The following is a 13,669-nucleotide window of genomic DNA, read 5'->3' as shown; positions in this document are numbered from 1 at the left end:
CCGCGTTATATTTCGGACAGGTCGCAATCGGGCAACATGGCCATAACGTCCTCGGCATTGCACAGCTGCGTACCTGCGGTTGTGACCGCTGCCGAGGCCGCCGCCGTCCCCATCGACAGCGCGTGAACAAGGCTCTCGCCGCGCGCAACGGCCATGCAGAACGCGCCCACAAAACTGTCGCCCGCGCCGACAGCGGAGACAACGCGTGCGGGATCAACGGCGCGTGAGCAATGCCACCGGCCATCCTTGTTGACCAATGTCGAGCCATCCGAGCCGCGGGCAATAATGACGTTCTGGGCCACGCCGCGCGCAACGAGGTCAGAGGCGAAATCGGCGGTATCGGCGCGTTTGAGGAGCGGACGGTCCGCCAGATCCTCGGCCTCGACATCATCCATGCGCAACACGAACGGGCCGACAGCCGATTTGGTCAGGGCATGAAGCGGCGCACCCGAGGTATCCACAAACAAACGGCAGTTTTTGCGCGCCAAGGCACGGTGCAAACGGGCGGGGAAATCCAGCGGGACACCGGGGGGTTGCGATCCGGAGAGGACGACGAGGCCATCCTCGCTCACAGCGGCCTCGATGGCGTGAAGCGCATCGCCCACCATGGCGGCGTTCCACACCGGACCGGGCATCACGAACCTGTATTGCTCGCCTGTTGACCCATCCGTCACGGCGATGGACTGGCGGGTGTCTCCGGTCACCGAAAAGGCTGTGAAGCGGACATGCTCGGCGGCCAAAAGCCGCAAGAGCCGCGCCCCGGTTTCCCCCCCTGTCGCGATAAACGCCGTGCTTTGGCCGCCCAGAAACTTGATCGCCCGCGCGACATTGATGCCACCGCCACCGGGGTCCGCCACGGGCGTTTCACAGCGCAACTTCGGCCCCGCGATAATCTCGGGGACCTGCGTGGACAGATCCACGGTGGGGTTGAGGGTAATCGTCAGGATGTCAGCCATGAACGGGTTCCTGTGGTCCAGAGTTTAGGTCATTTCACCCTATACGTGATAGCGATGACAGCCTTGATGCAAGTCACGCTCCCTGAAATACCATATATTTTCTTTTGGACCTGAACGGGCTGCGTCCCTCTTGACGACCTGTGGCGGTTAGCTCACGGCGACAAAGGCAAATCCGTCACCGCGTTTCTCAACCATGCCATGGGCGGGAAACGGCATGTGATATCCGACAAGCGGCACCTGATCTGTGGCGAGCATATCCAACATGGCGCGGCGTGTTTGTGCCGCTTGGGCTTTGTCCGCGTCAAACAGCATTTCCCAATCGGGATGGGCCAACGAATAGACCGGATGGTTTGCGAAATCGGCGCCAAGGACCAAACGCTGCCCCTCGCTTTCGATGTGGTAGGCCATATGCCCGGGTGTATGCCCCGGGGCGAGCATCGCGGTAATCCCCGAGGTTACTGCGCCGCCGTCCTCGATGAGGTCGAAACGATCCTCAAGCGGGCGGATTTTGCCCTCGAATGCCTCGTCGCCGGAAAAATCCCAGTGCTCCATCTCGATGGCCCCCGTGGTCAGGGCCGCGTCGCCAAAGGTAAAGGCCCCGTTGTCGCCAATCCCGCCGATGTGATCGCCGTGCATATGGGTGATGACCACGCGGTCGATGTCGGAGGGTTGGTGTCCGGCGGCGGCCAAAGCGCCGGTGATTGCCTCGGCCGATGTGCCTGTGTCGAACAGGATCAATTCGCTACCGGTGTTGACCAATGTCGGGGTGAAATAGAAATCCGCCTCTTTCGGGTTCAGCCCGTTCTCGTGGGCGACTTTGGCAAATTCCTCGTCCGGGACGTTGATCCCGAAAATGGCGTGCGGGTTTGACACAGGGCGGTTTTCGGCCAGAAGCGTGGTGATTTCAAATGCGCCGAGTGCAAAGGTGTTCACCCGCGTGCTTTGCGCCCACGCCAAAGACGGCAGGCCCGCGACAAGGGGCGTGGCGGCCGCAGTGGCCAGAAACGTGCGGCGGTTGAGATAGGGTGTTTTCAAACGTGTCGTCATGGTGCGTCCTCCCGAAGTGTTCCACATATAGGAATCATTGAATGGGACTTTAGCGCAAAATTCGGATCAGTCTACGACCCACCATTTATCGATGGTTGCAATGTCCTCGTCCGACCACCCGAAATGATGCGCCAACTCGTGAATGGTCACATGCGCCACCATTTGTTGCAGCGTCACATTTCCGCGCATCAGCCACTCGTCCAGTATCGGACGGCGAAACAGCCAGATCGTGTCGGGGGCCGTGGCCTGATCCATCACCGATTTCTCGGTCAGCGGGATGCCGGTGTAGAGACCCGTCAATTCGAACGGGTCCTCGATGCCGATCTCGCCGAGCAATTCTTCGGGTGCGAAATCCGACACGGTGAGCGCGATTTGCGAGGCCAGCACTTTGAACGCGGGCGGTAGGGCTGCGAGGGTGGCGCGTGCAATGTCCTCGACTTGATCGAGGTCGGGGGCGATGGCGTCGAGCGGCGTGAGGGTTGGTGCGTCGGACATGGTCAAACCTTATGAACAGGGGTCCGCCCGATATGGACTCTTTGCCCGCAATATGAAAGAGCAAGCGGCAACAGGAGATAGACATGACCGTCACACGTTTCGCCCCCTCGCCAACCGGCTACATCCACATTGGCAACCTGCGCACTGCGCTGTTCAACTTTCTCATCGCCCGCAAAAACGGCGGCCAGTTTATCCTGCGCCTCGACGACACCGATCCCGAGCGCTCGAAACAGGAATACGCCGATGCGATCATGGAAGACCTCGAATGGCTTGGCCTGACGTGGGACCGTGTGGAAAAACAGTCCGAGCGGCTTGATCGCTATAACCAGGCGGCCGACGCGCTGCGTGCAAACGGCCGGTTCTACGAGTGTTTCGAGACGCCCGTCGAATTGGATCTCAAGCGCAAAAAGCAACTCAATATGGGCAAGCCACCCGTCTACGACCGCGCCCACCTTGCGCTGTCGGACGACGAGAAAGCCAAGCTGCGCACCGAGCGTGGCGATGGGGTGTGGCGCTTCAAACTGGATCAGGAGCGGATCGAGTGGACGGACGGTATCTTGGGCGATCTGTCGATTGATGCGGCCTCCGTGTCCGATCCCGTTCTGATCCGCGCCGATGGCCAGTTCCTCTACACATTGGCCTCCGTGTGCGACGACATCGATTACGGCATCACCCATGTTGTGCGCGGTTCCGATCACGTCACCAATACGGCGACCCAGATCCAGATCATTACGGCGATGGGCGGCACGGTTCCGACCTTTGCCCACCACTCGCTTTTGACAGGCCCCGAGGGCGAGGCGCTGTCCAAGCGCCTTGGCACCCTGTCCCTGCGCGATCTGCGGGCGCAAGGCATCGAGCCGATGGCGCTGTTGTCGCTGATGGCGCGTCTTGGCTCGTCGCAGCCGGTTGAGCTGCGGTCCTCGATGGACGAGTTGATCGAGGGGTTCGACATTGCCACCTTTGGCTCGGCGCCGACCAAATTCGATCCCAAAGACCTGTTGCCGCTCTCCGCGCAGGTCAACCACACCCGTCCGTTCGCGGATGTCAAAGACGAGGTGGCCGCCCTTGGTGTTCCCGCGGATCAGGCCGAAGACTTCTGGACCGTTGTGCGCGAAAACATCACGGTAAAGGCTGATATGGCGGGATGGTGGACCCTGTTCCGCGATGGCGCAACGCCACTGATCGACGATGAGGACAAAGATTTCATCACCGAGGCCTTCGCAATGTTGCCCGCGCATCCCTACACGCAAGACACGTGGAAAGAATGGACCACCGCCGTCAAAGACGCCACGGGTCGCAAAGGCAAAGGATTGTTCATGCCGCTGCGCAAGGCCGTGACAGGTATGGAACGTGGCCCTGACATGTCCAATGTCATGGCGCTTTTGCAAAAAGCTCCGTCGCTTTAACGCTCGGCGATCGCATCGCCTGCTATCGGTGCGGCGCACGACAAACCCGCCCTCGCCACCTGTGCGACGGGCGGGTTTTTGCATCTTTGGTTTCCGATAGGAAACTTGACACTTGCCCCGAATCTGACGCTCGCATAACGTCCGCAAAACATCTCGCGTCGGGAGAACGGATCGGGCGTCAGCCCCCGTGCCGAAGGAGCAACCGCCCCGGTAAACTCTCAGGCAACAGGACCTTCGCGAGGTCAAAAACTCTGGAGAGAGGTGCCCTGCGCACCCGCCGAAGGGATAACGATCTCAGGCGCACAGGACAGAGGGGGCATCGGATAGGGGATTTCCCTGTCGTGATGTCGGTTGATTTGTCACCGGCGCGGACGGCCCGCAGGGGCCGGAAAGAGGATGACATGACGACGCTGAACCGCACACCGCTTTATGATTTCCACGTCAGCCAAGGGGCCAAAATGGTGCCGTTCGCGGGCTACGATATGCCCGTGCAATATCCGCTTGGCGTGATGAAAGAGCACCTGCATACGCGTGCGCAGGCGGGCCTGTTCGACGTGAGCCACATGGGGCAGGTCATGCTGACTTCCGACCAAGGGGTCGAGGCGATTGCCCTCGCGCTTGAGGCGCTTGTGCCGGTCTCGGTTACGGGGATCGCACAGGGTCGCCAACGCTACGGCATTTTCACCAATGCGCAGGGCGGTATTCTCGATGATCTGATGATCGCCAATACGGGCGAGGCCTTGTTTCTCGTGGTTAACGCAGCCTGCAAAGGCGCGGATATTGCACACCTCAAAGCCAACCTGCCCGCGCATATCACCGTCACCGAAATCACCGACCGTGCTCTTTTGGCGCTTCAGGGCCCAAGTGCCGAAGCGGCCCTTGCCCGCATCGTGCCTGCGGTAACCGACATGCGGTTCATGGACAGCCATCGCATCGATGTGAACGGTGCCGAGTGGTGGATTTCGCGCTCGGGCTACACAGGCGAGGACGGGTTCGAGATTTCACTGCCCGCGGGCGTGGCCGCCGATTTTGCCGCGACCCTGTGCGAGATGGAGGAGGTCGCCCCCATCGGCCTTGGCGCACGTGACAGCTTGCGCCTTGAGGCGGGGCTTTGCCTTTACGGTCACGACATCGATATCACCACCTCGCCCGCCGAGGGCAATATCGCATGGGCGATCCAGAAGGTCCGCCGCACCGGTGGCGCCCGCGCCGGTGGTTTCGCCGGAGAGGCGCGTATTCTGGCCGAACTGGACGATGCGCCGACACGGTTGCGCGTCGGGCTTTTGCCACAGGGCCGTGCGCCAATGCGCGAGGGGACACCGTTGTTCGCCACCGAAGAGAGCGCCGAGCAGATTGGCGTCATCACATCCGGCGGCTTTGCGCCGTCCCTCGAACACCCGATCGCAATGGGGTATCTCCCCACCGGTCTTGCCGCGACAGGCACCCGGGTTTTTGCACAGTTGCGCGGCAAACGCCTCGCCGTCATTGTGGCGGATATGCCGTTCCGCCCCTCCACCTATAAACGCTAAATCTATCGAAAAGGGACTTCCCACATGGCCGACGATATTAAATTCACCGAAGAACACGAATGGCTCCGCGTCGAGGGCGATCTCGTCGTTGTCGGTATCACCGAACACGCCGCAACCGCCCTTGGCGATATCGTGTTCATCGAACTGCCCGAGGAGGGCACGACCGTGTCCAAAGACGACGAAGTTGTGGTGATCGAGTCCGTCAAAGCCGCCTCTGACATCCTTGCGCCGCTCGACGGTGAAATCGTCGAAGTAAACGAGCCCCTCGCCGAGGATCCGGGCAAGGTGAACGAAGATCCGCTTGGCGATGCATGGTTTTTCAAGATGAAAATCGAAGACATGTCTGCCCTCGACGATCTCTTGTCCGAGGCCGAATACAAGGCGCTTATCGGGTAAACCGATGCGCTTTGGCCGCTCCACTTTGGACCCTGACATTTCGGCCCGATAGCCAAAGGCCCACACCACAGGATTGTTGCCCGTGACCTATACGCCCTCGACCTACAACCCCTACGATTTCGCCAACCGCCGCCATATTGGCCCGTCTCCCGCCGAGATGCAGGCCATGCTGTCCGCGATTGGGGCCGCGTCGCTCGATAGCTTGATCGACGAGACCGTTCCTATGTCGATCCGGCAATTGGAACCGCTGACATGGGACCCGATGACCGAACACGAGGTGCTCGATCACATCCGTAAGGTCGCGGGGCGCAACACGGTGATGACCTCGCTGATCGGGCAGGGGTATTACGGCACCGCGACGCCGCCCGCCATTCAGCGCAACATCCTCGAAAACCCTGCGTGGTATACGGCCTACACGCCGTATCAGCCCGAGATTGCACAGGGGCGCCTGGAGGCCTTGCTCAACTTCCAGACCATGGTCAGCGATATGACGGGCCTGCCCGTGGCCAACGCCTCGCTGCTCGATGAGGCCACCGCCTGTGCCGAGGCCATGACGATGGCGCAGCGCGTGTCCAAGTCGAAAATGACGCGCTTTTTTATCGATGAAAACTGCCATCCGCAGAATATCGAAGTGATGAAAACCCGCGCAGCACCCCTTGGCATCGATGTTATCGTGGGCAACCCCGATGACCTGAATGCAGCCAAAGTGTTCGGCGCTATTTTCCAATACCCCGGCACATTTGGCGCCGTGCGCGATTTCACCCCCGAGGTCGCCGCCCTGCACGACGCCAAAGCCATCGCCATCATGGCGACCGACCTGATGGCGCTGACCCTGCTCAAGGAACCCGGTGCGATGGACGCCGATATCGCCGTTGGATCGGCGCAACGCTTTGGCGTTCCAATGGGGTTTGGCGGCCCACACGCGGCGTTTATGTCGTGCAAGGACGGCATCAAACGCGCCATGCCCGGACGGATTGTCGGCGTCTCGGTCGACAGCCGCGGCGAACGCGCCTACCGCCTGAGCCTGCAAACCCGTGAGCAACACATCCGCCGCGAAAAAGCCACCTCCAACGTGTGTACCGCCCAAGCGCTCCTGGCGGTGATGGCGTCTTTCTACGCGGTGTTCCACGGTCCCGCGGGTCTGCGTGCGATCGGGGAGCGCATCCACTTTAACGCCGTGCGCTTGGCCGATGGTCTGCGGGCCGAAGGTTTCGACGTGGCTCCGGCCGCCTTTTACGACACCATCACGGTGAATGTGGGCGCGATGCAGGGCGTCATTTTGCGCTCCGCTGTGGCCGAGGGGTTGAACCTTCGCCAGATCGGCAAGGATCGCATCGGCATCGCGGTTGACGAAATGACGGGACCTGACACCATCGAAAAGGTCTGGCGGGCCTTTGGCCACGAGGCCAGGGCAGGGACCGGTCCGACGGGGCTTGGTGTGCCTGACGCCTTGGTGCGCGAGAGCGATTATCTGACCCACCCGATTTTCGGCATGAACCGCGCCGAGGGCGAGATGATGCGGTATATGCGCCGGTTGGCCGACCGCGATCTGGCGCTTGATCGCGCGATGATCCCGCTCGGGTCCTGCACGATGAAGCTCAACGCCGCCGTCGAAATGATGCCCGTGACATGGCCCGAGTTCAATGCCATGCACCCCTACGCCCCCGTCGATCAATCGCAGGGCTACGTCGAAATGATCGACGATCTGAGCGCCAAACTGTGTGAAATCACGGGCTATGACGCCATGTCGATGCAGCCCAATTCGGGCGCTCAGGGCGAATATGCGGGCCTGTTGACGATCATGGCCTATCACCGCGCCAATGGTCAGGGAGAACGCAACGTCTGTCTCATTCCGGTCTCGGCCCATGGCACCAACCCCGCCTCGGCACAGATGTGCGGGATGAACGTGGTGGTGGTGAAATCCGCCGCCAACGGCGACATCGACGTCGATGATTTCCGCGCCAAGGCCGAAGCCGCGGGTGACAGGCTCGCGGCCTGTATGATCACCTACCCCTCGACCCACGGCGTGTTCGAGGAAACGGTGAAAGAGGTCTGTGACATCACCCATGCGTTCGGTGGTCAGGTCTATCTTGACGGGGCGAACCTCAACGCGCTCGTCGGTCTGGCCAAGCCCGGTGAAATCGGATCTGATGTGAGCCATCTCAACCTGCACAAAACCTTTTGCATTCCCCATGGTGGCGGTGGTCCCGGCATGGGGCCGATTGGGGTCAAAAGCCACCTCGAACGGTTCTTGCCCGGGGATCCATTGGGCGACGGTGAGATGGGACCAGTCTCTGCGGCGAACTTCGGGTCGGCGTCGATTCTGCCGATCTCGTGGGCGTATTGTATGCTCATGGGCGGTGCGGGCCTGACGCAGGCCACAAAGGTGGCGATCCTCAATGCCAACTACATGGCGGCCCGTCTGGAACCCGCTTTCCCCGTGCTGTTCAAAGGCAAACAGGGCCGTGTGGCGCATGAGTGCATCATTGATCCGCGCGACATTTGCGAGGCCACCGAGACAGGTGTGGATGACATTGCCAAACGCCTGATGGACAGCGGTTTTCACGCGCCCACAATGTCGTGGCCCGTGGCCGGCACGTTGATGATCGAACCGACCGAGTCCGAGACAAAGGCGGAACTGGACCGTTTCATCGAGGCGATGCTGTCGATCCGGTCCGAATTGGCCGCGATTGAAGCGGGCGAGATGCCGCGTGACAACAACCCGCTCGTTCACGCGCCACATACCGTCAACGACCTCGTGGCCGAATGGGATCGCCCCTATAGCCGCGAACAGGCGTGCTTCCCTCCGGGATCATTCCGCGTTGACAAATACTGGCCGCCCGTGGGCCGTGTCGACAACGCCTACGGCGACCGGAACCTGATTTGTTCGTGTCCGCCGGTGGAAAGCTACATCGAAGCGGCCGAGTGACAAAAAGGCCCCGCTCCTAAAAGGCGGGGCCTTGAACTTTGCGGCGGTGCGCCTCATTTATTCAAGTGATAGAATATGAATGGAGGCTGACATGGCCGCGACCCTTGCAAAAGATGCCGTCAAACTGGCCTGCACGACCTGTGGCCAGATGAACCGTGTTCCCACATCGAAATTGGGTGCAGGCCCGAAGTGCGGCACCTGTGGCGATCCGCTTGTCTCTGGCAAAGTGGCCGAGCTTGATCCCAAAGCCCTCACAGCGGTCGCGCGCAATGACGATCTGCCGGTGATTGTGGATTTCTGGGCGCCGTGGTGCGGTCCGTGCCGCCAAATGGCGCCCGAATTTTCAAAGGCGGCGCAAAGCCTCAAGGGACGGGCACGCTTTGCCAAGATCAATACCGAAGAGCATCCGGGCGTTTCGGCAAAGAACGGCATTCGCGGCATTCCCGCGCTGATCCTCTATCAGGGGGGCAAGGAGATCGCACGCCTTGCGGGGGCGCGTCCGGCCAAGGACATCATCGCCTTTGTCGAGCAAAGCGCCAGGTTGCCGCGTTAAACGGCGGCTCCGTTTCCGCAGGCTTCACAGCACTTACAGGCTGTTGCGATCAATAATGGCCACGCCGTCATCCACCGCGTCCGAGGGGTGTGCGATCACCACCGCGCCCGCCTCCAGACCGGATTTCACCTCCACCACGTCATCATTGCGGTGGCCGGTTTCAACATGCGTCAACCGCGCTGTGCCGTTGTCATCGACAAAGACCGCCCATGCCGCCCCGTCGCGAAACAACGCCGAGAGCGGCGCCTGTAACACATCGTCGCTTTCCCATGTCACGACCCGCAAAAACACCGCGTATTGGTGACCCAATCCGCCCCATGTTTGTCGCGGGCTTGTGATGTCGAAAACGGCGGAGACACGCTGTTCCTCGATCCCGAGGGACGAGACTTTTGTGTCGGCACGGGGGGCGAGGCGCGTCAGAACGGCCTCCAGAGGCGGCTGGCCGCCCCATCGTTCCACATGCGCCCGTGCGCCCACATTGAGGCCGACAGAGTCAGAGGACAGCAGCTCTGCCTCGATTTCCAAATCACCCAGATCGCCAATCGACAAAAGCGGTGTCCCCACAGCCACCGCGTGTTCGGACACTTGTGTGACGGATAAAACCGTGCCGGTTGTGGTTGCCGGAATTTCGACGGCATCGGCCGCACCGTTGCCCGTGGGTTCGATCAATGCCGCTTGTGCGCGGGCCAGTGATGATCCCGCCATGTCGACGTTTGACGCGGTGGCCTCGAGAGCGGCGCGGCGCAATTTGAGAACCTGTTGCGCGTTTTCCAAGGCCGTGAGCGAGGACACGCCGCGCTCCACCAGTTCCTGCGTGCGGTCAAATTCGCGTTGCGCATAGGCGAGCTCTTCGTCGGCCTGTCGTCGTTGCGCCTCCGCCAGACGTGCGGCGGCTTCGGCCTCGCGCACGGCCGCCTCCAACTGCACTTTGGTGCGGGCATCAAGGAGTGATGGCGCCACAGGTTTGACCATGGCCACAACCGTGTCCCCCGCCACAACCGTATCGCCCTCGGCCACCGGAGAGCGCAGCGCCGTACCGGAGATCGGGGCGGATACTTCGAACAGATGCCTGATGCGTGTCTTGCCATCGGCATTGATCGTGACCTCCATCGGTCCGCGGGTCACGGTTGTCAGGTCAACGGCAACGGGGTGGGGGCGAAACGCAATGATTGCCAACGCCCCGACGAGGGCGGTAACGATCAGGAATAAAAGGGATTTACGAGATCTGGAGGTCATGGGGTCACTCCCGTGTTTTCATAACTGCGACAAGGTCAAGACGGTCGATGCGCCGCCGCACCAACAAGACAGAGCCAAGGGCGGCGGCCAGAACGATCAGACTGGCCTGCGCAAATGTGGCGGGTGAAAGGACGAGCGGAATAGAATAGAGATCGGAGGTGAAGCTATTAACCATTGCGGATGAAATCCAGATGCCGATGGCCCATCCGACGGGTTGTGCGGCGGCGGCAAGCAACATGGTTTCGCCCACAAGGATGTAGCTGACCTCGCCACGCGAAAACCCGAGAATTCGCAGGGAGGCCAGTTCACGGGCGCGCTCGGACAACTGGATGCGGGCCCCGTTGTAGGTCAGTCCGATGGTGATGAGCACAGCGACCACGATGAACAGGCCATTCATAACGGAGATGCTTTCATCAATCGTCCCCTGAAACCCCGTGCGCATATCGGCAATACGCACGGTTCCGGCGATCGCGGGCGTTGTTTTCAGCTTTTCGTTAAAGGCCGTTGTGTGTGCAGGGTCGAGCGTGACATTGGCCACGGAGACCTGTTGCCCCGCGCGGGACAATCGCGCCATGGCCTCGCGGGACATATAGGCGCCAAGGCCGAAAAACTGGTCAACCACACCGGACACGATCAGGCTGTGGGTTTCCTTGTGGCCCGTCAAGAACTCCACCTCAACGGTGTCCCCCGCCACGAGGTGCAATACCTGTGCCACGCGGGTGGTGATCTGGAGGCCTGCGCCCTGTGGGTCGATTGCGCGGCCATTGCGGTCCACGGCGCGTGCAAGGGTGGCCCCCGTCCCGCGCGTCACAATCGACAGCGCCTTTTCGCGGTGTCCGTTGCGCAGGGTGACGGGGGTCATCAATTCGCCCTCGACCTCCAACACCCCGGGCAGGTTGCGGACCTCTTCGAGGACCGACAGCGGGCGCTCGGTGGAGAACATCAGAACGGCATCCTCCCGATTGGATTGTTCGAATGCCACGTCAACAATGGTGTCCATTGCGCCCGATAGGAAGCCCGCCGAAATCAGAACGGCCACGGCAAGCGACAGGCCCAACACACTCATGGCGGCCCGCATAGGCCACCGGATAATGGCCCGCCAAATCATCATGGTCGGTTGGCTCGGGTGCAGGGCGCCGAGGGCGCGATCGAACAAGGACCGTTTGAACCGTGGCGGGGCGGGGGGCGACATGGCGATAGCGGGTGCAAGACGCGCCGCTGACAGTGCCGAACGCAGCGCGCCGAAGGCCGCCGTCAACAGCGCCAAAAATCCCGAAATGGCATAGGCATCGTAGGAGACGTTAAAGATCAGATAGGGGAATTTGAAATAGATGGCATATTGCGCGGCCATCGCACGGGCCAGAAACCCGCCAACGCCCCACCCGACAGCAATGCCGATCACCGCCGTGAGTGCGGCAAGCAAAACGTAATGCCCCGCGATATGGACATCGGAATAGCCAAGTGCCTTGAGCAGGCCTATCTCGCTGCGTTCCAATGCGATAATCCGCCCGATCACCATATTGACGAGGAATGCCGAGATGCCGAAAAAAATCGGCGGCAGGATCATCGCCATGTTTTTGAGCTGTTCGATCTCGGTGGATACAAACGCATGGCTGTTTTGCCGGTCTCGCTCGATCGCCCCCGTGCCGCCATAGGGATCAAGCAGGGCCTCCACGGCAGACATCACGGTGTCGGGCTTGGCATCGCGCGAGAGTGACAAGGCCACTGTGTTAAACGCCCCCGCCATATCGAAGGCCGCCGAGAGCATGGGCGCGGGCAGCCACAGAATGCCGAAGTTCTCGTCATCGGGCATGATTGACCCCGGCCCGATGGCATAGACATACTCGGGGGACAGCGCGGTGCCGGTAATGACGAGGGTGCGTTTGCGGCCGGATAACAGCGCGGAAAACCGGTCCCCGATCTTGAACCCGTTGGCTTGGGCAAAGGGTTCGCTGATCATAACCTCGTCACTGGCGAGCGGATCGGGCAGGCGCCCCGAGCGCACAAGTGGCACGTTGAGACGTGGCAGATCGCCGCTTTCGGGGAGCGAGAGCGCAAGGCCGGTTGCCGCTTTGGTCCGGTCGGGCAGATCAAGGACGAGATATTTCTCGATGCGGGCCTCGACGCCTTGGACGCCGTCCATCTGTGCGATGTCCTTGACCAGAGCACGCGGGGCCTTGTCCGCCGTGGCCCAGATATCGGCAAAGGCGTTGCGCTCGTAAAAGGCGGTGAGCGTGTCATCAAGGGCGCGGTGCATCCCGAAGGCGGTCAGCAAAATCATCACGCCACAGCCAAGCACCAACGCAATCGCAAGTGATTGGCTCCACAGCCGTTTGAAGTCGCGCAGAAGTTTTATGTCGAGGGCATGCATCGCGCCTACCATTCGATCTCGGCGGGGGACAGGCGGGTCGCATTTGTCTCGACTGCGGAAATATTGCCGTCCTGGAAACGGATCACGCGGTGTGCCATTTGGCGGATCGCGGCGTTGTGGGTGATGATGACGGCGGTGGCTCCGAGGGTGTCGTTGATCTCGCGGATCGCCTCAAGGACATGCGCCCCTGTCTTGCTATCAAGCGCCCCTGTCGGCTCGTCACACAACAAGACCTCGGGCCGCTTGGCAATGGCGCGGGCAATGGCCACACGTTGTTGTTCGCCCCCTGATAATTCAGCGGGAAAGTGGTCGATGCGGTGGCCCATTCCCACAAGCTCGAGGGCCTCCTCGGGGCGCATGGGGTCGGGCGCGATATCCGTGACCATCTGGACGTTTTCGCGCGCGGTGAGGGACGGGACGAGATTATAGAACTGGAACACAAACCCCACATGGTCGCGGCGGTACCGTGTCAATGCGCGATCATTGAGGCTCGACAAATCCAGATTGCGAAACCGGACCAGACCCGATGTGACGTGATCCAACCCGCCCAGAATATTGAGAAGCGTGGACTTTCCCGATCCTGATGGCCCCAACAAAACCGTCAGCTCGGCCGCAAATAAATCAAGGCTTACGCCATCCAGTGCACGCACCTCTGTGCCGCCTGTTCGGTAGGTTTTTACAACATCCTTGGTCTGGAAAATCAGCTCAGCCATGCGGGCCTCCTGAGGCAAGCATAGCAATGATACGGTGG

Annotated in this window: 11 protein-coding genes and 1 riboswitch; of the genes, 5 read left to right on the top strand and 6 right to left on the bottom strand. The window is 61.1% G+C overall.

The genetic code is table 11. The annotated features are described in order from the left end of the window. Positions 1 to 5 precede the first annotated feature (5 nt). The 3 genes from ACN0Q0_RS11140 to ACN0Q0_RS11130 form a co-directional block, all read right to left on the bottom strand. Entirely contained in the window at positions 6 to 956 is a 951-nt protein-coding gene (locus ACN0Q0_RS11140) for a 1-phosphofructokinase family hexose kinase (RefSeq protein WP_417243468.1), read from the bottom strand. Between the two features lie 147 nt (positions 957 to 1,103). Beyond that, on the bottom strand, positions 1,104 to 2,003 hold the full coding sequence (locus ACN0Q0_RS11135; RefSeq protein WP_417243467.1) for an MBL fold metallo-hydrolase: 900 nt from the start codon (positions 2,001 to 2,003) through the stop codon (positions 1,104 to 1,106). 66 nt (positions 2,004 to 2,069) lie between these two features. Next, a complete protein-coding gene (locus tag ACN0Q0_RS11130) occupies positions 2,070 to 2,498 on the bottom strand; it encodes a metallopeptidase family protein (protein ID WP_417243466.1) in 429 nt (142 codons plus the stop codon). Between the two features lie 83 nt (positions 2,499 to 2,581). On the opposite strand from ACN0Q0_RS11130, the gene gltX reads away from it, so the two are divergent. The 5 genes from gltX to trxC all read left to right on the top strand — a co-directional run bounded on the left by gltX (position 2,582) and on the right by trxC (position 9,311). Then, positions 2,582 to 3,904: a glutamate--tRNA ligase gene (gene gltX / locus ACN0Q0_RS11125; RefSeq protein WP_417243465.1), complete on the top strand. Its 1,323-nt coding sequence runs from the start codon at positions 2,582 to 2,584 to the stop codon at positions 3,902 to 3,904. A 149-nt stretch (positions 3,905 to 4,053) separates the two neighbouring features. Next, positions 4,054 to 4,148: riboswitch (glycine riboswitch) on the top strand. A 157-nt stretch (positions 4,149 to 4,305) separates the two neighbouring features. After that, entirely contained in the window at positions 4,306 to 5,433 is a 1,128-nt protein-coding gene (gene gcvT, locus ACN0Q0_RS11120) for a glycine cleavage system aminomethyltransferase GcvT (protein WP_417243464.1), read from the top strand. A 24-nt stretch (positions 5,434 to 5,457) separates the two neighbouring features. Further along, on the top strand, positions 5,458 to 5,829 hold the full coding sequence (gene gcvH / locus ACN0Q0_RS11115; protein WP_417243463.1) for a glycine cleavage system protein GcvH: 372 nt from the start codon (positions 5,458 to 5,460) through the stop codon (positions 5,827 to 5,829). 82 nt (positions 5,830 to 5,911) lie between these two features. Next, positions 5,912 to 8,758: an aminomethyl-transferring glycine dehydrogenase gene (gene gcvP / locus ACN0Q0_RS11110; RefSeq protein WP_417243462.1), complete on the top strand. Its 2,847-nt coding sequence runs from the start codon at positions 5,912 to 5,914 to the stop codon at positions 8,756 to 8,758. A 91-nt stretch (positions 8,759 to 8,849) separates the two neighbouring features. After that, positions 8,850 to 9,311 carry a thioredoxin TrxC gene (trxC, locus tag ACN0Q0_RS11105; protein WP_417243461.1) on the top strand — a complete coding sequence of 154 codons (462 nt, stop codon included), beginning with the start codon at positions 8,850 to 8,852 and terminating at the stop codon, positions 9,309 to 9,311. 33 nt (positions 9,312 to 9,344) lie between these two features. Here trxC and ACN0Q0_RS11100 read toward each other — a convergent pair whose 3' ends face one another. The 3 genes from ACN0Q0_RS11100 to ACN0Q0_RS11090 are packed head-to-tail and all read right to left on the bottom strand — an operon-like array spanning position 9,345 to position 13,631. Continuing rightward, positions 9,345 to 10,547 carry an efflux RND transporter periplasmic adaptor subunit gene (locus ACN0Q0_RS11100; protein ID WP_417243460.1) on the bottom strand — a complete coding sequence of 401 codons (1,203 nt, stop codon included), beginning with the start codon at positions 10,545 to 10,547 and terminating at the stop codon, positions 9,345 to 9,347. A 4-nt stretch (positions 10,548 to 10,551) separates the two neighbouring features. Beyond that, entirely contained in the window at positions 10,552 to 12,918 is a 2,367-nt protein-coding gene (locus tag ACN0Q0_RS11095; RefSeq protein ID WP_417243459.1) for an ABC transporter permease, read from the bottom strand. 5 nt (positions 12,919 to 12,923) lie between these two features. Next, positions 12,924 to 13,631 (bottom strand): ABC transporter ATP-binding protein, encoded by a 708-nt coding sequence (locus ACN0Q0_RS11090; RefSeq protein WP_417243458.1) that lies wholly within the window; start codon positions 13,629 to 13,631, stop codon positions 12,924 to 12,926. Positions 13,632 to 13,669 lie beyond the last annotated feature (38 nt).

The organism is Celeribacter sp. (genome assembly GCF_048259695.1).
Lineage (GTDB): Bacteria > Pseudomonadota > Alphaproteobacteria > Rhodobacterales > Rhodobacteraceae > Celeribacter.
This window is presented reverse-complemented; position numbering and strand designations above follow the sequence as displayed.